This window comes from Streptomyces termitum (assembly GCF_014650175.1).
Classification (GTDB): domain Bacteria; phylum Actinomycetota; class Actinomycetes; order Streptomycetales; family Streptomycetaceae; genus Streptomyces; species Streptomyces termitum.
Genome location: NZ_BMUL01000009.1, coordinates 20,734 through 37,896, shown reverse-complemented (window position 1 = coordinate 37,896; position 17,163 = coordinate 20,734). Strand labels below are relative to the sequence as shown.

The 17,163-nt window shown below is 75.1% G+C and carries 16 protein-coding genes; 5 read left to right on the top strand and 11 right to left on the bottom strand.

Annotated elements, in window-relative coordinates:
- The first annotated feature begins 101 nt into the window (after nucleotides 1-101).
- The 3 genes from IE219_RS18215 to IE219_RS18205 all read left to right on the top strand — a co-directional run bounded on the left by IE219_RS18215 (nucleotide 102) and on the right by IE219_RS18205 (nucleotide 4,698).
- Nucleotides 102-1,898, top strand: coding sequence for a S8 family serine peptidase (locus IE219_RS18215; protein WP_189978662.1), 1,797 nt, complete (start codon nucleotides 102-104; stop codon nucleotides 1,896-1,898).
- A 210-nt stretch (nucleotides 1,899-2,108) separates the two neighbouring features.
- On the top strand, nucleotides 2,109-3,014 hold the full coding sequence (locus tag IE219_RS18210) for an AurF N-oxygenase family protein (protein ID WP_189978660.1): 906 nt from the start codon (nucleotides 2,109-2,111) through the stop codon (nucleotides 3,012-3,014).
- 25 nt (nucleotides 3,015-3,039) lie between these two features.
- The gene (locus tag IE219_RS18205; RefSeq protein ID WP_189978658.1) at nucleotides 3,040-4,698 is read left to right on the top strand and encodes an FAD-dependent oxidoreductase; all 1,659 of its coding nucleotides are present in this window, start codon (nucleotides 3,040-3,042) and stop codon (nucleotides 4,696-4,698) included.
- 266 nt (nucleotides 4,699-4,964) lie between these two features.
- Here IE219_RS18205 and IE219_RS18200 read toward each other — a convergent pair whose 3' ends face one another.
- On the bottom strand, nucleotides 4,965-5,543 hold the full coding sequence (locus IE219_RS18200) for a Type-2Aa cytolytic delta-endotoxin (RefSeq protein ID WP_189978656.1): 579 nt from the start codon (nucleotides 5,541-5,543) through the stop codon (nucleotides 4,965-4,967).
- 71 nt (nucleotides 5,544-5,614) lie between these two features.
- Nucleotides 5,615-6,394 (bottom strand): LysR family substrate-binding domain-containing protein, encoded by a 780-nt coding sequence (locus IE219_RS18195; RefSeq protein WP_189978654.1) that lies wholly within the window; start codon nucleotides 6,392-6,394, stop codon nucleotides 5,615-5,617.
- A gap of 220 nt (nucleotides 6,395-6,614) precedes the next feature.
- Between IE219_RS18195 and IE219_RS18190 the strand changes: the two genes are divergently transcribed.
- Both IE219_RS18190 and IE219_RS18185 read left to right on the top strand, forming a co-directional pair.
- Nucleotides 6,615-7,016 carry a DUF5997 family protein gene (locus IE219_RS18190; RefSeq protein WP_189978652.1) on the top strand — a complete coding sequence of 134 codons (402 nt, stop codon included), beginning with the start codon at nucleotides 6,615-6,617 and terminating at the stop codon, nucleotides 7,014-7,016.
- A gap of 66 nt (nucleotides 7,017-7,082) precedes the next feature.
- On the top strand, nucleotides 7,083-8,024 hold the full coding sequence (locus IE219_RS18185; protein ID WP_189978650.1) for a universal stress protein: 942 nt from the start codon (nucleotides 7,083-7,085) through the stop codon (nucleotides 8,022-8,024).
- A 90-nt stretch (nucleotides 8,025-8,114) separates the two neighbouring features.
- Here IE219_RS18185 and IE219_RS18180 read toward each other — a convergent pair whose 3' ends face one another.
- From IE219_RS18180 to IE219_RS18140, 9 genes are all read right to left on the bottom strand, one after another.
- Nucleotides 8,115-8,309: a hypothetical protein gene (locus IE219_RS18180; RefSeq protein WP_189978648.1), complete on the bottom strand. Its 195-nt coding sequence runs from the start codon at nucleotides 8,307-8,309 to the stop codon at nucleotides 8,115-8,117.
- 121 nt (nucleotides 8,310-8,430) lie between these two features.
- Nucleotides 8,431-9,102, bottom strand: a complete 672-nt coding sequence (locus IE219_RS18175; protein ID WP_189978646.1) for an ABC transporter ATP-binding protein — start codon at nucleotides 9,100-9,102, stop codon at nucleotides 8,431-8,433.
- Entirely contained in the window at nucleotides 9,095-10,087 is a 993-nt protein-coding gene (locus IE219_RS18170; RefSeq protein ID WP_229849839.1) for an ABC transporter ATP-binding protein, read from the bottom strand. The genes IE219_RS18175 and IE219_RS18170 overlap by 8 nt, the downstream gene beginning before the upstream one ends.
- Complete coding sequence (locus tag IE219_RS18165) at nucleotides 10,084-10,920, bottom strand: ABC transporter permease (RefSeq protein WP_189978641.1); 837 nt, start codon at nucleotides 10,918-10,920, stop codon at nucleotides 10,084-10,086. The genes IE219_RS18170 and IE219_RS18165 overlap by 4 nt, the downstream gene beginning before the upstream one ends.
- A complete protein-coding gene (locus tag IE219_RS18160) occupies nucleotides 10,913-11,905 on the bottom strand; it encodes an ABC transporter permease (RefSeq protein WP_189978639.1) in 993 nt (330 codons plus the stop codon). Before IE219_RS18160 ends, IE219_RS18165 begins: the two co-directional genes overlap by 8 nt.
- Nucleotides 11,902-13,530 carry an ABC transporter substrate-binding protein gene (locus IE219_RS18155; RefSeq protein ID WP_189978637.1) on the bottom strand — a complete coding sequence of 543 codons (1,629 nt, stop codon included), beginning with the start codon at nucleotides 13,528-13,530 and terminating at the stop codon, nucleotides 11,902-11,904. The genes IE219_RS18160 and IE219_RS18155 overlap by 4 nt, the downstream gene beginning before the upstream one ends.
- Nucleotides 13,531-13,846: 316 nt before the next feature.
- On the bottom strand, nucleotides 13,847-14,947 hold the full coding sequence (locus IE219_RS18150) for an acyl-CoA dehydrogenase family protein (protein ID WP_189978635.1): 1,101 nt from the start codon (nucleotides 14,945-14,947) through the stop codon (nucleotides 13,847-13,849).
- Complete coding sequence (locus IE219_RS18145) at nucleotides 14,944-16,131, bottom strand: acyl-CoA dehydrogenase family protein (RefSeq protein WP_189978633.1); 1,188 nt, start codon at nucleotides 16,129-16,131, stop codon at nucleotides 14,944-14,946. The genes IE219_RS18150 and IE219_RS18145 overlap by 4 nt, the downstream gene beginning before the upstream one ends.
- On the bottom strand, nucleotides 16,128-17,096 hold the full coding sequence (locus IE219_RS18140) for an NADPH:quinone oxidoreductase family protein (protein ID WP_189978631.1): 969 nt from the start codon (nucleotides 17,094-17,096) through the stop codon (nucleotides 16,128-16,130). Before IE219_RS18140 ends, IE219_RS18145 begins: the two co-directional genes overlap by 4 nt.
- Nucleotides 17,097-17,163: the final 67 nt, after the last annotated feature.

The window sequence follows — 17,163 nt, the reverse complement described above, 5'->3', positions numbered from 1 at the left end:
AGTCTTCCCTCCACCCCCTCCCCTCTGGAATCTTGCGTCCACCCCACACACCACAGGGCCCGGCACGGCGCGACCCGCGCCACCGGGCCATCGGAGGACGCATGTTTTCCCAGATACCCGGCCGGCTCAGACTCCCGGCGGCCCTCCTCGGCGCGGCCCTGGCCCTGGCGGGCCCGGTCTCCCTCGCCCAGGCCGCCCCGCTCGACAACGAGCCGCTCGCGGCGCGCGCCCTGTCCCAGGCCAGGACCTCGGCGGCCGCGCCCGCCGCCTGGGCCGCCGGCACCCGCGCCTACCTGGTGATCACCACCCCCGGCGACACCACGGCTGTCCGCAACGCCGTGGCCGCCAACGGAGGTTCGGTCTTCTCGTCCTTCGACGCGATCGGCGTGGTCGTCGCCCACTCGACCTCCGCCTCCTTCGCCGCCACGATGCGCGGCGTCTCCGGCGTCCAGCAGGTCGGCGCGACCCGCACCTCCGACGTCCCGGCCGACGCCTACAACCCGGCGCTGCCCGCCAACCCGTCGCAGGCCACGGCCCCGACGACGGAGCCGGTCCGCTCGGACATGACCCAGATCAAGGCCGACCAGGCGTGGGCCGTCAACCCGGGCTCCGCCACCGTCAAGGTCGGCATCCTGGACACCGGCGTCGACGACCAGCACCAGGACCTGGCGCCGAACTTCAACGCCGCCGACTCGGTCTCCTGCGCCTACGGCAAGCCCGACACCCGGACCGGCGCCTGGCGCGACGTCGACCAACACGGCACCCACGTCGCCGGCACCGTCGCGGCGGCCAAGAACGGCAAGGGCGCCATCGGCGTCGCCCCCGGCGTGAAGATCTCCTCGGTGCGCATCGCCGAACCCGGCAGCACCCTCTTCTTCGCGGAGAACACCATCTGCGGCCTGATGTGGGCCGGCGACCACGGCTTCAAGGTCACCAACAACAGCTACTACACGGACCCGTGGCAGTTCAACTGCCCGGACAACCTGGACCAGGCGGCCATCCTGACCGGTGTGGGCCGTGCCCAGGCGTACGCCGACGGCAAGGGCTCGCTCCAGGTCGCGGCGGCCGGCAACTCCAACGTGGACCTGGCCAACAAGACCACGGACTCCTCCAGCCCCAACGACTCGACGCCGGTCACCCGGACGATCACCAACGCCTGCCTCGACATCCCGGCCGAGCTGCCGGGCGTCGTCACCGTCGCCGCCAACGGCACCAGCGGCTCGTCGAAGGCGTCGTTCTCCAACTACGGCCGCGACGTCATCGAGGTCTCCGCGCCCGGCGAGTCCGTCTACAGCACGATCCCCGGCGGCCGGTACACCTCGATGAGCGGCACCTCGATGGCCTCCCCGCACGTGGCGGGCGTCGCCGCCCTGCTGGCCAGCGCGAACCCCTCGTACACCCCGGCGGACCTGCGGGCGAAGCTCGGCGAGCAGGCGACCGACCTGGCCTGCCCCTCGGACGCCCGCTGCACCGGCACCACCGCGAAGAACAGCTTCTTCGGCGAGGGCCGGGTGGACGCGCTGAAGGCCGTCTCCGGCTCGACCACGCCGCCCACCGGCCCGTTCTTCGAGAACACCGCCGACGTGGCGATCGCCGACAACACCACGGTCGAGAGCCCGATCACCGTCAGCGGCGTGACCGGCAACGCCCCCGCGACCCTCAAGGTCGGCGTGGACGTCAAGCACACCTACATCGGTGACCTCAAGGTCGACCTGGTGGCCCCCGACGGCTCGGTCTACTCCCTGCACAACCGCACCGGGAGCAGCACCGACAACATCCTCCGGACCTACACCGTGAACGCCTCCTCCGAGGTCGCCAACGGCGTCTGGAAGCTGCGCGTCAGCGACAACGCCGGCGGCGACACCGGCAAGATCGACGCCTGGAACCTGACCTTCTGATCCCCCTGGCACCCCGAGAAGGGGCCGGAGCCACGCGCTCCGGCCCCTTCTCGCATGCCCGGCGCGGGACCCCGGGAAGAAAGTCCGTACCGGGGGGGTAGCCCGCACCGGACCCTTGCTATACGTTGCGTCTAACAAGCTTGCTAGACGCGATGTCTAACAAGCCTCGCGCAGCCCACGAGCCGACCGCGTGACCCAGGGAGCCGCACCATGGCCAGCAGCACCGTTCGCCCGGACGACCAGAACCACGACGACGTGGCCGAGCGACTGCTCCGGTCGGCCGCCAAGCTCAGCTACGACCCCGCCGTCGAGGTCGACTGGGACACCCCCCTCGACAAGGACTTCCACGGCCAGAGCCCCGAGTGGAACAGCCTCTACGGCACCGCGTACTGGAACGAGATGAGCGAGGAGCAGCGCAAGGAGCTGACCCGCCAGGAGTCCGCCTCCGTCGCCTCCACCGGCATCTGGTTCGAGATGATCCTCCAGCAGATGGTGCTCCGGGACATCTACCTCACCGACCACACCGACCCCCGCTTCCAGTGGGCGCTCACCGAGATCGCCGACGAGTGCCGCCACTCGATCATGTTCGCGCGCGGCTCCCAGAAGCTCGGCGCCCCCGCCTACCGGCCCAAGCGCTCCGTCCTCGAACTCGGCCGGTTCATGAAGACCGTCGGCTTCGGCGAGGCCGCCTACGCCGGCATCCTCGTCGCCGAGGAGGTCCTCGACGTCATGCAGCGCGACTGGATGCGCGACGAGCGGGTGGTCCCCTTCGTCCGGACCATCAACAACATCCACGTCGTCGAGGAGTCCCGGCACATGAAGTTCGCCCGGGACGAGACCCGGCGCCACCTCGCCCGCGCCTCCCGGGCCCGCCGCCACTTCCAGGCCCTGATCGTCGCCATCGCGGCGTACTACATCATCACCAGCCTGGTGAACCCCGAGGTCTACGTGCGGGCCGGCCTCGACCCCGAGCGCGCCCGCCGCGAGGCCGCCGCCAACGAGCACTACAAGTCCCAGCTGCGCGCCAGCTGCTCCGGACTCATGGAGTTCCTCGGCGACGTCGGCATGCTGACCCGCCCCGCCGTCTTCTTCTACCAGCGCGCCCACCTCCTCTGACCCCGACGAGCCGAGCCGAGCCGCCATGACCTACGCCATCACCCAGACCTGCTGCTCCGACGCCACCTGCGTCGCCGTCTGCCCGGTCAACTGCATCCACCCGACGCCCGACGAGCCGGACTTCGGCACCACCGAGATGCTCTACATCGACCCGAAGACCTGCATCGACTGCGGGGCCTGCGCCGACGCCTGCCCGGTCGACGCGATCTTCCCGGCCGACCGGCTGACCGGCCCCCTGAAGCGGTACGAGGAGATCAACGCCGCCCACTACGAGGGCCGCGAACCCGCCCCCGTCCTCGCCTCCCCCACCTTCCACCCCTGGGGCGAGCCCGTCTTCGCGCGCTCGCTGCCCTCCGACTTCGCGCCGCTGCGCATCGCCGTCGTGGGCACCGGACCGGCCGGCATGTACGCCGCCGAGGACCTGCTCCTGCACACCAACGCCGAGGTCACCCTCATCGACCGGCTGCCCGTCGCGGGCGGCCTCGTCCGCTACGGCGTGGCCCCCGACCACCCCGGCACCAAGGGCGCCGGCGACGTCCTCGCCCGCTTCCACCGGCACCCCCGGGTCACCGTCCGGCTCGGCGTCGCCGTCGGCCGGGACGTCACCGCCGCGGAACTCGCCGCCCACCACGACGCGGTCGTCTACGCCGTCGGCGCCCCCGCCGACCGGCGCCTCGGCATCCCCGGCGAGGACCTGCCCGGCAGCCTCTCCGCGACCGCCCTCGTCTCCTGGTACAACGCCCACCCGGAGACCGCCCCCGACGCCGTCGCCCTCGGCGCCGCCGAGCGGGCCGTGGTCGTCGGCACCGGCAACGTCGCCCTCGACGTGGCCCGCGTCCTCGTCTCCGACCCGGAGGCCCTGGCCCGTACCGACATCGCCGACCACGCGCTGGCCGCCCTGCGCGGCGCCCGGCCGCGCGAGGTGGTGCTGCTCGGCCGGCGCGGACCCGAGTCCGCCTCGTACACCGCCTCCGAACTCCTCGCCCTCAAGGACCTCCCGGGCGTCGACCTCGTCGTCGACGACCACGACCCCCGGATCGCGGCGGCGATCGGGGCGGCCGGGCCCGGCGACCGGGCCGCCCTCCTCGCGGACGTCGCCCGCGAGGCCGTCGACTGGTCGCGCGGCCCGCGCGAGGGCCGGCGCCGGATCGTGCTCCGCTTCCACTCCGCCCCCGAGGAGGCCCTCGGCCCGGACGCCGTGCGCGCGGTCCGCGCCGGCGGACCCGACGGGCCCGTCGAGATCCCGGCCGGACTCCTGGTCCGGGCCATCGGCTACCGGGGCGTCCCGCTCCCCGGCCTCCCCTTCGACGAGGCCACCGGCACCGTGCCGCACGCCGCCGGCCGGGTCGAGGGCGTGCCGGGCGCGTACGTCGTCGGCTGGATCAAGCGCGGCCCGTCCGGTGGCATCGGCGCCAACCGGTCCTGCGCCGCCGAGACCGTCGGCAGCCTGCTCGCCGACGCCGTCGACGGCCGCCTGCCCAGGCCCTCCGGCTCGGCGAAGGACTTCGCCCGGCTCGCCCGCGCCCGCAGCGGCCACCTCGTCGACGCCCGCGGCCTCGCCGCCATCGACCGGGCCGAACGGGCCCGGGGCGCGGTGACCGGCCGGCCGCGGGTGAAGCTCGCGACCGTCCCCGAACTGGTCGCGGCGGCCCGTCGCGGCCGCCGGCGCGGCCCGGTGGGCTGACCCGAGACCCCCACAGGAGAGAAGGGGCGCGCGGAGAAGACGCACCCCGGCCGGTGGCATACGGGGCGGGCGCGGGGGCACTCGCCCCGTATGACCACGGCCGGACGTGTCCACGGCGATGGCGGGTGCGGGGCGGCGGGTGCGGTGCCGCTCCACCTGGCGGTCGTGACGACGGGACCGGACAGGGAGCGGGAAAGAAGGGGAACGGGGCGTGCTGAGGTCCGGCCCGGGACGGCGGGCCGGCGTGGAGCGGAGGGCTTTGGCGGTCAGGCGGCGACGGCGAGCGGCCGGCGCAGCACGATGGCGTTCAGGCCGACCGCGAAGGGCGCGGTGTCCGTGAGCCCGAGGGCGAGGACCCGGTCCTTGGGCAGGTCCACCGCGACGTCCACGCAGAACGCGAGCGCGTGCAGGTCGCCGCCCGTCTCCTCGTCCTGGAGGGCGAAGAAGAGGTCGCGGTAGTAACGGGTGCGCTCGGGGGTCTCCTCGTAGAAGGAGAGTCCGGGCGTGCCCTCCTGCTCGGCGAGGCCGGTGAAGGCGGCGACCAGCTCCCGCTCCACGGTCCGCCAGTACCCGGCCTCCGCGCACTGGGGCGGCAGCGCCTGGCGGACCGCCTCCTTCAGCGAGAGGACCATGACGAGCAGCGGCGCGTGCTCCTTGAGGCCCCAACCGCGCACCATGCGGACGACGGTGCTGTCCGGGACGGCGGCGGCCGCCCGGTGGATGGCCTCGAAGTCGAAGTTGACGGTGGCGGGGGCGATCGCCTCCTGGAAGACGCGGTCGATCGACCGGGCCTCGTCGAGGCGGCCGGGCGCCACCTCGACGACGGTCCTGAAACTGGCGGCCAAGGGCTTCTCCTGTTCTCGCCGCCCACCGGTGTGGGCGCTGATCATCAGGAGGAGTATGCCGAGGGGGCCGGTCAGGAGCGGCGGCGGGGCTTCCCGCCGCGCGCGGGGCGGCCCGAGGCGCCCTTGGCGGGCCGGCCGCCCTTCCCGGCCCCGGCCTTCTGTCCGCCCCGGGCGGCGGGCTTCGCCCGCTTCGCGGACGGCTGGGGGTCCTTGCCGCCCTTCCCGGCCTCGGCCCGGCGGCCCCGGGTGCTGTTGACGGTCCGGCCCCGGACGATCCCGATGAACTCCTCCACCAGGTCGGGGGCCTCGTCGGCCCTCGGCCAGGAGAGCGCCACCCGGGACTGCGGGACGCCGGTGACCGTGCGGTACGTGAGGTCCTTGCGGTGGTGCAGGCGGGCCAGCGACTGCGGGACGACGAGCAGGCCGACGCCCGCGGCGACCAGCTCGATCGCGTCGGCGGTGGTCTCCGGCCGCTGGAGGGCGGGCAGGCCGGGCGGCCGCTCCCAGTCGAGGGTGTCGTCGAGCGGGTGCAGGACCAGCTCCTCCGCCAGGTCCTCCGGGGTCAGCTCCTCCGCGGCGGCGAACAGGTGGTCCTTGGGCACGACGACGACGCTCGTCTCCTCGTACAGCGGGATCGCGCTGAGGTCCTCGCCGTCGACGGGCAGCCGCAGCAGCGCGGCGTCCGCGTCCCCGGCGCGCAGCGCGGCGGGGGCCTCGGCGGGGGTGGCCTGGACGAGGACGAGGGGGACGTCGGGCAGCCGCTCGCCCCAGACCCGCACCCACTTCGAGGGGGTCACACCGGGCACGAAGGCGAGCCGGAAGGTCGTGGGGGCCGGGGTGGAGTCTGTCACCCGGCCAGGTTACCGGGCATCACGCCGACCGCCGTCGCGGGCCGGGGCGGGGGCGGAGGGGCTCCGGCGCGGGCGGCGTGCGGTCGCCCGCGCGAACAGGGATACGGCCGTCGGCGCGGACGGGATGCGGCCGTCGGCGCAGGTCGCGGGGCGGACCGGCGGGCCGGGCGGGGGCGGGTGTGGTCGGGAGGGGGGCCGCCGCTCGAATACCCTGGACACCATGACGTCGCACCAGAACTCCCAGACGATGAAGCCGGCCACCGCGGCCAAGAAGCTGGGCGTGTACCTCGAGGCCACCCCCGCCGATTTCCGGGAGGGTGTCGTCTCGCGCTCCGAGCTGAACGCGCTCCAGACCGACCCGCCCGCGTGGCTGAAGGAGCTGCGGCAGAACGGTCCGCACCCGCGCCCCGTGGTCGCGTCCCGGCTGGGCATCTCCATCTCCGGTCTCGCCCGGGGCGGCATCACCGAGCCGCTGACCACCGAGCAGATCGAGGCGCTGCGCGCCGAGGCGCCCGAGTGGCTGACCAAGGAGCGCGCCACGCAGGCCGAGGTCCGCAAGGAGACCGTCCGCATCAAGGAGCGCGACGCCCGCCGCGCCGCCGAGCGCGCGCAGGACGCCTGACGGTGCGCTGACCCCGACGGGGGACCTCCGGCGTGGCGGGGCGCCGGGCGAGGGAGGCATTCCCTCATGAACGAGGAGAGCGCGGGGGACGGCCGGCCGGTCGTCGCCGCCGTCGACGGTTCCGAGCACAGTCTGCGCGCCCTGTCCTGGGCGCTGGGCACAGCCGAGGCGCTGGGCGCGCCGGTGGTCGTGGCGCACGTCCGCTCCGAGGCGCTCCAGCTGGGCGCCGCCCGGATCGCCTCGCTGGGCACCGGGCCGGAGCCGCCGGACACGGTCCTGGACGCGGTGCGGACGGTGGTGGAGGAGCGCGGGCACACGGTGCCGGTGCGGTACGCCTCCCTGGACGGGGCGGTGACCGAGGCGCTGCCGGAGGCGGCGCGGGAGGCCCGGCTGCTGGTGACGGGGTCGCGCGGGCACGGCGGTTTCGCCACCCTGCTGCTCGGTTCGACCGGCCGGTCGCTGGCCGCCCGCTCGCCCTGCCCGCTGGTGGTGGTGCCGCACGCGGCGCGGAGCACCGCCCTGGACGGCGGGCCGCGCGGCGGGCGGGTGCTGCTGGGGCTGCATCCGGAGGAGACTCCGGACGAGGTGGTGGAGTTCGCGTTCGGGGCGGCGGAGCTGCGCGGCGCACCGCTGGAGGCGGTGACCGTGCTGCGGCTCCCGCCGTCCCCCGCCGCGCTGGTCGCGGCGCCCTCCCCGGCCCTCCAGGTGCCGCCGCCGCTGCCGCTCGCGGACGACACCGAGGAGCTGCTGGCGGAGGCCCGCCGGGAGCAGGCGGCGCGGCTGGACCCGTTCGCCGCGCGGTGGCCGGGGGTGGAGCTGGTGCGGACGGTGTCGCCGGGGGACGCGGCGGGGCTGCTGGTGGACGCCTCGGAGAAGGCGGCGCTGCTGGTCGTGGGCCGGCACCACCGGCACCGGATCGCGGAGCTGCTGGTGGGGTCGGTGGCGCACGCGGTGCTCCAGCACGCGGCCTGCCCGGTGGCCGTGGTCCCACCCGCGCCGACGCCCTGACCCGTACCGGCACTCTGACCCGTACCGGCGCCCTGACCTGTACCGACGTCCTGCCCCGTACCGACGTCCTGTGCCGGGAGTCCGGCGGGGTCAGGGGCGCAGGCTGGAGACGATCTCGGCGGTGGAGGCGACCCCGTCGTGGATGGTGGGGGCGACGCTGGTGCCGGCCAGGAAGAAGCCGAGCAGGACGCAGACGACGGCGTGTCCGGTCTTCAGCCCTCCGTTCCGCATGAAGATGACGGTCAGCAGGAGGAGCAGCACCACGACGGAGATGGAAACGGCCATTGCCCTCACGTCCTTCCTCTGCCGCAACGAAATGCGGCGTTCGGCCGACAGTGTGGCGTAACACGCGGTCCGTCCGGGTGTGTGGCGGGACGGCCGTTCGGGTGAGATCCGCCGGAGGGGGTCAGGCCATGGTGCCGGCCGGCAGGCAGTCCTTCCAGTCGACGGTGCGGTCGCACCAGCGGTCGAGCAGGACGCGGTCGTGGCCGACGGCGAGCAGTCCGGCGCCGGTCTCCGCCCGGTAGGTCTCCACGGCGGCGACGAGCGCGGCGGTGGTGGAGGCGTCGAGCATGGCAGTCATCTCGTCGCAGACCAGCCAGCGGGGGGAGAGGCTGAGCGCGCGGGCGAGGCAGGCGCGCTGGAGCTGGCCGTCGCTGACCTCGTGGGGGCGGCGGGTGAGCAGGTCGGGGGTGAGGCCGACGGCGGGGGCGAGTTCCGCGACGCGGTCGGCGGCCTCGGTCTTGCGGCCGGTGGCGCGCAGGGGTTCGGCGATGAGGTCGGCGAGGCGGAGCCGGGGGTCGGCGGCGGTGCGGGGCTGCTGGAAGACGACGCCGACGGCGGTCCGCCACGCGCGGGGGGCGCGGTGGCGCCAGGCGGTGACCTCGGTGCCGTCGAGGACGAGGCGGCCGGCGTCGGGCCGGTGGAGGAGGGCGGCGACCCGGGCGAGGGTGGACTTGCCGCAGCCGCTGGGGCCGAGGAGGCCGACGGCCTCGCCGGGGGCGACGGTGAGGGAGGCACCGCGGAAGACGGGGCGGCGGGGCTCGTAGCCGGCGGTGATGGCGTGGAGTTCAAGCACGGGGCCGCTCCGGGTGGTGGCAGGCGACGCCGGCGCGGAGCTCCGGGACGGTGGCGCACTGGTCGGTGGCGCGGGGGCAGCGGGGGGCGAAGGCGCAGCCCTCGGGGAGGGCGGAGAGTTCGGGCGGCATGCCGGGGATGGGGGTGAAGGCCCGTTCGGGGAGGGCGTCGAGGAGGCCGCGGGCGTAGGGGTGGGCGGGGCCCGTGGGGCCGAAGAAGCGGTGGGCGGGGGCGATCTCGACGATGCGGCCCGCGTACATGACGGCGACCCGGTCGGCGATGCGGGCGGCGGCGGTGAGGTCGTGGGTGATGAGGAGGAGGCCGCGGCCGTCGTCGGCGTGCCGGCGCAGTTCGTCGGCGGTGCGCTCGACGAGGTCGCGGTCGAGGCCGGTGGTGGGTTCGTCGGCGAGGAGGAGGGGGGCGTCGCCGATGAGGGCGAGGGCGGTGGCGGCGCGCTGGGCGAGGCCGCCGGAGAGTTCGTGGGGGTGGCGGTCGAGGTGGGTCGCGGGGAAGGCGGCCCGGTCGGCGGCGTCCTCGGCCGCCTTGCGGCGGGCGGTCCTGGGGGTGCCGGTGAGGGCCCGGACGGTCTCCTCCAGGTGGGCGCGGACGGTGCGGACGGGGGTGAGGTGGGCGGCGGGGCTCTGCGGGACGAGGCCGACGCGGCGGCCCCGGACGGTGCGGGCGAGGGTCTTCTCGTCGGCGGCGAGCAGGTCGGTGCCGTCGAGGAGGGCGGTGCCGCCGGTCTCGGCGTTGCCGGGGAGGAGGCCGAGGAGGGCGGAGGCGAGGACGGACTTGCCGCAGCCGGATTCGCCGACGAGGGCGAGGCACTCCCCCGGGGCGAGGTCGAAGTCGGCGTCGGTGACGGCGGCGACGGTTCGGCCGCCGCGCAGCCGGAAGCGGACGGTGAGGCCGCGGACGGTGAGGAGGGCGGCGTCGGCGCGTTCGGCGGTGACGGCGTCCAGGGCGCGTTCGAGGCGGGTGTTCACAGCATCAGCTCCGATCGGCGGCGCGGGTTGAGCCGGTCGCGCCAGACGCCCGCGAGGCCGGCGATGGCGAGGGTCGGGAGGATGAGGAAGAGGCCGGGGAAGAGGGTGGGCCACCAGTCGCCGGCGAGGAGGGAGGAGCGGGCGGACTGGACGAGGTTGCCGAGGCTGGCCTGGTGGCTGGGGAGGCCGAGGCCGAGGAAGGAGAGCGCGGACTCGTGCCACATGGCGTGCGGGACCATCAGGACGGCGGCGAGGCCGGCCTGCGGCAGGACGGCGGGCAGCAGGTGGCGGACGGCGACGCGGCGGCGGGAGGCGCCGCCGGAGACGGCGGCCTCGATGTGGGGGCGGGCGCGCAGCGAGAGGACCTCGGAGCGGACGATGCGGGCGGTGGAGAGCCAGTGGGTGACCGCGACGGAGGCGATGACGGGCCAGACGCCGGGCCGGAAGAGGGCGACGACGAAGATGCCGAGGAGGAGGTGCGGCACGGAGGAGAAGGCGTCGACGAGCCGCATCAGGGTGCGGTCGGTCCAGCCGCCGAGGGCGCCCGCGGCGGCGCCGACGGCGGTGCCGAGGACGGTGGCGACGAGGGCGGCGACGAGGCCGACGAGGAGGGAGATCCGCAGGCCGTAGACGCAGCGCAGGAGGAGGTCGCGGCCGACGTCGTCGGTGCCGAAGGGGTGGGCCCAGGAGGGCGGGAGGAGTTTCTTCGAGAGGTCGACGGCCTGTTCGTCGAGCTGGACGAGCGGGGGGACGAGGAGGACCGCGAGGAGGACGGCGCCGACGGTGAGGGCGGAGGTCCACAGTCGCAGGCGGTGGGTGCGGGGGTCAGCCATCGAAGCCCACCCTCGGGTCCGCGAGGCCGTAGAGGAGGTCGGAGAGCAGGTTGCCGAGGAGGACGGCGGCGGTGGCGAGCACGGTGAGGGCGGCCAGCAGCGGGAAGTCGACGGCGGTGGCGGCCTGGACGGTGGCGGCGGCGATGCCGGGCCAGCTGAAGACGGTCTCCACGAGGAGGGCTCCGGTGATGAGCTCGGGCACCCGGGAGCCGATGAGGGTGAGCATCGGGAGCATCCCGGAGCGCAGGGCGTGGCCGGTGAGGACGGTCCGTTCGGCGAGGCCGCGGGCGCGGGCGCCGCGCACCGGGTCCTCGTCGAGGGCGTCGCCGACGCCCTGGCGGACGTAGAGGAAGAACCACGGGAGCTGGGAGACGCCGAGGACGAGGGCGGGCAGGACGAGGTGGCGGGCGACCTGGTCGGCGGTGACGGTGTCGCTGGCGGTGTCGGTGAGCCCGCCGGCGGGCAGCACGCCGAGCTTGAGCGAGAAGAACCAGATGGCGAGGAGGCCGAGCCAGAAGGCGGGGGCGGCTTCCAGGGTGTAGGCGAGGGAGCTGACGGTCCGGTCGAGGAGGCCGCCGCGGCGGCGTCCGGCGAGGACGCCGAGGAGGGTGCCGAGGAGGATGGCGACGGCGAAGGCGGTGGCGGCGAGGAGGACGGACCAGCCGAGGCGTTCGGTGACGACGTCGGCGACGGGGCGGCGCATGACGCTGGAGTCGCCGAGGTCGCCGGTGAGGGCCGAGGTGAGCCAGTCCCACCAGCGGGTGAGGAGGGGCCGGTCGACGCCGAGGTTCTGGCGGAGCTGGTCGAGGTTCTCCTGCGAGGCGGTGAGGCCGGCGGTGCCGGCGTATGCCTTGACCGGGTCGAAGGGGGAGGCGTCGGCGACGGCGAAGACGGCGAGGGTGACGCCGAGGAGGACGGGGACGGCGGCGAGGGCGCGCCGTCCCGTCATCCGGGCCATGGCCCCCCAGGGGAGGCGGCGGTTCACTTCTTCGCGTCCCCGGTGTTCTTCGGCTTCCAGGACTCGACGTTCCACCAGGGGCCGGAGGCGAGGCCGTGGTCGTGCGGCTCGGTCTGGGTGGTGAGGGGGGCGCCCTGGGCGTCGGAGGCCCAGGAGTCGTTCACGACGTAGAGGTGGTCGATGTGGGTGAGGAAGGTGTAGCCGGGGTTCTTGACCAGTTCGCGCTGGACGGTGTCGTACGCGGCCTTGCGCGCGGCCGTGTCGCCGGTGCGGCGGGCCTCGTCCAGGGCGCGGTCGACGGTCTTGTTGTCGTACCAGGCCATGTTGTTGAAGCCGTCGCCGGCGAGCTCGGACTTGAGCAGGAGGTACTGGTCGAAGTCGGGGTCGCCGGGCGAGCCGCCGCCGGCGAGGACGGCGTCGCTCTTCATGCGGGGTTCGATGACCTCCCAGGTGCCGGCCTGGGTCTTGATCTCGATGCCGGCCTTCTTGGCGTCGGAGGCGTAGGCGAGGGCGTGGTCCTGGCGGAGCTTGTCGCCGGAGAGGTACCAGAGCGGGAAGGAGGCGCGGACGCCGTTCTTGGCGCGGACGCCGTCGGGTCCGGGCTTCCAGCCGGCCTCGTCGAGGATCTTCCGCGCGCCGTCGAGGTCGTGGCGGCGCTCGGTGCCCCGGGCGAACCAGGGGCTGCCGGTGGGGACGGGGCCGTAGGCGGGCTTGCCGGCGCCTTCGAGGATCTTGTCGACCATGGCCTGCCGGTCGACGGCGACGTCGAGGGCGCGGCGGACGGCGGTGTCGCCGGTGACCGGGTTGTGGGTGGGGAGGGTGACGGTGCGGTAGTCGTAGGTCTTCGCGGTGTACGTCGTACGGCCCTTGTCCGCGGCGAAGCCGGCGGCGAGGTTGGGCGGCAGGATGGCGGCGTCGAGGTCGCCGGCGCGGAGCCGGGTGGCGCGCACGTCGTCGTCCTTGACGACGGCCATCGTGAACTTCTTCACGGCGGGGGCGCCGTTCCAGTACGCCGGGTTGGCCTCGAAGGTGAGCTTCTCGCCCTTGGACCAGCCGGTGAGGACGTAGGGGCCGGTGCCGACGGGCTTGGTGGTGAAGGGCCCGGTGTTGACGTCCTGCCCGCCCGCGACGTGGGCGGGGGCGATGGCCTGGACCGTGCGCTGCGCGAAGGGCGCGTAGGGGTACTTGAGGCGGAAGACCACGGTGTCGTCGCCGACGGCGTCGACGCTCTTGAGGGCGTCGAGCTCGGTGCGGGAGGGGTTGTTGGTCTTCGGGTCGAGGATCGTCCGGTAGGTGAAGACGACGTCCCGGGCGGTGAAGGGCTTGCCGTCGCTGAAGGTGACGCCCTTGCGGAGGGTGTACGTGTAGGTGAGACCGCCGTCGTCGACGCGGGGCAGCGCGGCGGCGAGGGCGGGCTTCAGCTTCATGTCGGCGTCGAGGGCGAGGAGGCCGTCGAAGATCTTGGAGTTGCCGTCCTTGCCGTAGCCGAGGAGGGGGCTGAGGGTGTCGGGCTCGTAGGCGATGCCGACGACGGCGGAGTCCTTCGGCCCGCCGGAGCCGGCGGCGCCGGGGTTCGTGCAGGCCGCGGTCACGAGGGCGAGGGCCCCCGTGGCTATCGCGGCGGTCGCGCGGCGAACGGGTCGGGCGGCCATCGTGTCCACACCCCTTTTTGAAGATCGTCGGTTGTTGCGAAGACCTCGCAATTAAACCGCACGTAAAGGGGCGCGAACACAGGGGACCCTTACTTCCCCTGTTCAGAGCGGGTACGGCTCCGATCCCGACGGCCCCGGAAAGGCCCGGGACCGCCGTCCCGGAGGAACCGGGCCCGCCCGTCCGGAGCCGCCTCCCGGGGAAGCCGTGACCGGAGTGCGGGCCCGGACTCCGGGCCCGGGGGCACCCGTTCAGACCCGGCCTCCGGACCCGGGAGCACCCCGTTCAGGCCCGGCCTCCGGACCCGGGCCCGTCCGTTCAGGCCGGGGCCGGGAGGTCCGCCAGGTCCGCGACCACGTCCTGGTGGTGGCCGGCCGAGCCCAGCGCGAGCTGGTCCGCCTTCGCCCGCTTGAGCGCCAGGTGGGCCGGGTGCTCCCAGGTCATGCCGATCCCGCCGTGCAGCTGCACGCACTCCTCCGCCGCGCGGACCGCGACCCCGGAGCAGTACGCCTGCGCCACGGCCACCGTCAGCTCCGCGTCGGCCGCCCCGGCGGCGAGCGCGTCGGCGGCGGCGCGGGCCGCCGCCCGCGCGCCCACCACGTCGAGCCAGAGCCGGGCCATCCGGTGCTTGAGCGCCTGGAAGGAGCCGACCGGCCGGTTGAACTGGTGCCGCTCCCGGGCGTGCCGGACGGTCTCCTCCAGGCACCACTCGGCGAGCCCGAGCTGCTCGGAGGCGAGCAGTCCGGCCCCGGCGAGCAGGCCGCGCCGCACCGCCGCCCGCGCCCCGGCGGCCCCCGCCAGCCGGGTGCCGGCTGCGCCCCGGGCGTCGACGGCGGCGAGCGGGCGGGTGAGGTCGAGCGGGGAGAGCGGGGTGACAGCCGCCTCGACGGCGGGCACCGCGTACAGCCCGTCCGGGCGGGGCACCAGGAGGACGTCGGCGGCGACCGCGTCCGCCACGCCCCGCACCGGGGCTTCGGCCGGGACCGCGAAGAGGGCGTCCGCGCCGCGCGGCGCGGTGGTGAGGGGGGCGGCCAGGACGGCGGTCCGCTCCCCCGCCGCCAGCTCCGCGAGCAGCCCGGCGGCCGGCCCGCCGTCCCCGGCGAGCGCGAGCAGGGTCTCGGTCGCCACCACGGCACCGGTGAGGTACGGGGCCGGGGTCACCGCCCGGCCCAGCTCCTCCAGGACCACGGCGGTCTCCCGGTGGCCCGCGCCCTGGCCGCCGAGCTCCTCGGGGACGAGGAGTCCGGCGGCGCCGATGTCCCCGGCGAGCGCGGGCCAGAGCCCCGGCGGGTAGGGGTCGCCGGTCTCGATCCGGCCGAGGACCACCGGGTGCCCGGCCCGGTCGGCGAGCAGGGCGCGGACGGCGGCGCGGAGGGCTTCCTGGGTGTCGGAGTGCAGGAGGTCCGGCTCGTGGCTCATCGGGCGAGGTCCTTCCAGGGGACGTCCTTGTCGTCGCGGGGCTCCGGGGGCAGGCCGAGGACCCGCTCGGCGACGATGTTGAGCAGCACCTCGCTGGTGCCGCCCTCGATCGAGTTGCCCTTGGCGCGCAGATAGCGGTAGCCCGCGTCGCGCCCGGTGAAGTCGACCCGTTCGGGCCGGGTCATCGTCCAGTCGCCGTACAGCAGCCCGTCGTCGGCGAGGAGTTCGACCTCCAGTCCGCTGACGGCCTGGTGGAGCCGGGCGAAGCCGAGCTTCATGGCGCTGCCCTCGGGGCCGGGCTCGCCCGCGGCGAGCTGCTGGCGCAGCCGCTCGCCGGTGAGCCGGGCCACCTCGGAGTCGACCCAGAGGTCGAGGAGGCGGCGGTGGAGGGCGTGGGTGCGCAGTTCGGGACGGTCGCGCCAGACGGCGGCGGCGCGGCCGATCATGCCGCCCTCGCGGGGGATCCGGGCGCCGCCGATGGAGACCCGCTCGTTCATGAGGGTGGTCCGGGCGACCCGCCAGCCGTCGCCGACCGCGCCGAGGCGGTGCGCGTCGGGGATGCGGACGCCGGTGAGGAAGACCTCGTTGAACTCGGCCTCGCCGGTGAGCTGCCGGAGCGGCCGGACCTCGACGCCGGGGTCGGTCATGTCGCAGACGAAGTAGGTGATGCCCCGGTGCTTGGGCAGGTCGGGGTCGGTGCGGGCGAGGAGGATGGCCCAGCGGGCGGTGTGGGCGCTGGAGGTCCACACCTTCTGCCCGTCGACGATCCAGTCCCCGGTGGCGGCGTCGCGGACGGCGCGGGTGCCGAGGGCGGCGAGGTCGGAGCCGGCGCCGGGCTCGCTGAAGAGCTGGCACCAGACCTCCTCGCCGGTCCACAGCGGCTTCAGGAAGCGGGCCCTGACCTCGTCGGAGCCGTGCGCGAGGAGGGTGGGGGCGGCCATGCCGAGGCCGATGCCGATGCGGCCCGGGTCGTTGTCGGGGGCTCCGGCGGCGGCGAGTCCGGCGTCGACGGCGGCCTGGAGGGAGCGGGGGGCGTCGAGTCCGCCGAGGCCCGCCGGGTGGTGGACCCAGGCGAGTCCGGCGTCGAAGCGGGCCCGGAGGAAGTCGGTCCGGCCGGTAGTGGCGGGCGGGTGCGCGGCGAGCAGGTCGCGGACACGGGCCCGCAGGTCGGCGGCGTCGGTCACGGGCGGACCCCTTCCGGGAGGACGACGAGGCGGCCGGTGGTGGTGCCGTCGGCGACGCGCTGGACGGCGTCGGCGGCGCCCGCGAAGGGGACGCGCTCGGCGACGAGCGGCTTCACCGCCCCCTGTTCGGCCAGTGCGGTGAGGGCGCGGTGGCAGTCGAGGACGGAGGCCGGGTCGCGCTGGGCGTACAGACCCCAGTGGAGGCCGAGGATCGTGTAGTTCTTCACCAGGGCGTGGTGGAGGGAGGGGGCGGGGACGGTGCCGCTCGCGAAGCCGACGACGACGATCCGGCCCTCGAAGGCCACGCACTTGGCGGACTGCCGGTACGCCTCGCCGCCGACCGGGTCGTAGACCACGTCGGCGCCGCGTCCGCCGGTGGCGGCCTTGACGGCGGCGACGACGTCCTCGGCGTGGCGGTCGATCACCAGGTCGCAGCCGAGGGCGCGGGCGGTGGCGGCCTTGGCGGGTCCGCCGGCCACGCCGATCACGGTGGCGCCGGCGGCCTTGCCGAGCTGGACGGCGGCGCTGCCGACGCCGCCGGCCGCCGCGTGGACGAGGAGGGTCTCGCCCGCGCGGAGGGCGGCGCGCCGGTGGAGGCCGAACCAGCCGGTCTGGTAGCCGATGTGGAGGGCGGCGGCCTCGGCGTCGTCGAGGACGTCGGGGGCGGGGAGGAGGCCGGCGGCGTCGGCGACGGCGTAGTCGGCGAAGCCGCCGTGCGGGAGGGCCGCGGTGGTGACGACCCGGCGGCCGTCCCCGGTCTCGCCGCAGAGTTCGACGCCGGGGGTGAAGGGCAGCGGCGGGCGGATCTGGTACTGGCCCCGGGCGAGGAGCGCGTCGGGGAAGTTGACGTTGGCGGCGCGGACCTTCAGGAGGACCTGGCCGGGGCCCGGTTCGGGGACGGCCACCTCCTCGCGGCGCATCACCGCGCCGGGTTCGCCGTTCTCGTGCACACGCCATGCCTGCATTCCGTGGTGCCTCCGTCCGTACCGAGCGGTCGGCGGCATACTAAGCGGTCGCTTGCCCGTGGGGGAA

Coding starts and splice junctions, on each gene's coding strand:
- IE219_RS18215 (WP_189978662.1), top strand. CDS start 102: ATGTTTTCCCAGATACCCGGCCGGCTCAGACTCCCGGCGGCCCTCCTC.
- IE219_RS18210 (WP_189978660.1), top strand. CDS start 2,109: ATGGCCAGCAGCACCGTTCGCCCGGACGACCAGAACCACGACGACGTG.
- IE219_RS18205 (WP_189978658.1), top strand. CDS start 3,040: ATGACCTACGCCATCACCCAGACCTGCTGCTCCGACGCCACCTGCGTC.
- IE219_RS18190 (WP_189978652.1), top strand. CDS start 6,615: ATGACGTCGCACCAGAACTCCCAGACGATGAAGCCGGCCACCGCGGCC.
- IE219_RS18185 (WP_189978650.1), top strand. CDS start 7,083: ATGAACGAGGAGAGCGCGGGGGACGGCCGGCCGGTCGTCGCCGCCGTC.
- IE219_RS18180 (WP_189978648.1), bottom strand. CDS start 8,309: ATGGCCGTTTCCATCTCCGTCGTGGTGCTGCTCCTCCTGCTGACCGTC.
- IE219_RS18165 (WP_189978641.1), bottom strand. CDS start 10,920: ATGGCTGACCCCCGCACCCACCGCCTGCGACTGTGGACCTCCGCCCTC.
- IE219_RS18155 (WP_189978637.1), bottom strand. CDS start 13,530: ATGGCCGCCCGACCCGTTCGCCGCGCGACCGCCGCGATAGCCACGGGG.
- IE219_RS18150 (WP_189978635.1), bottom strand. CDS start 14,947: ATGAGCCACGAGCCGGACCTCCTGCACTCCGACACCCAGGAAGCCCTC.
- IE219_RS18140 (WP_189978631.1), bottom strand. CDS start 17,096: ATGCAGGCATGGCGTGTGCACGAGAACGGCGAACCCGGCGCGGTGATG.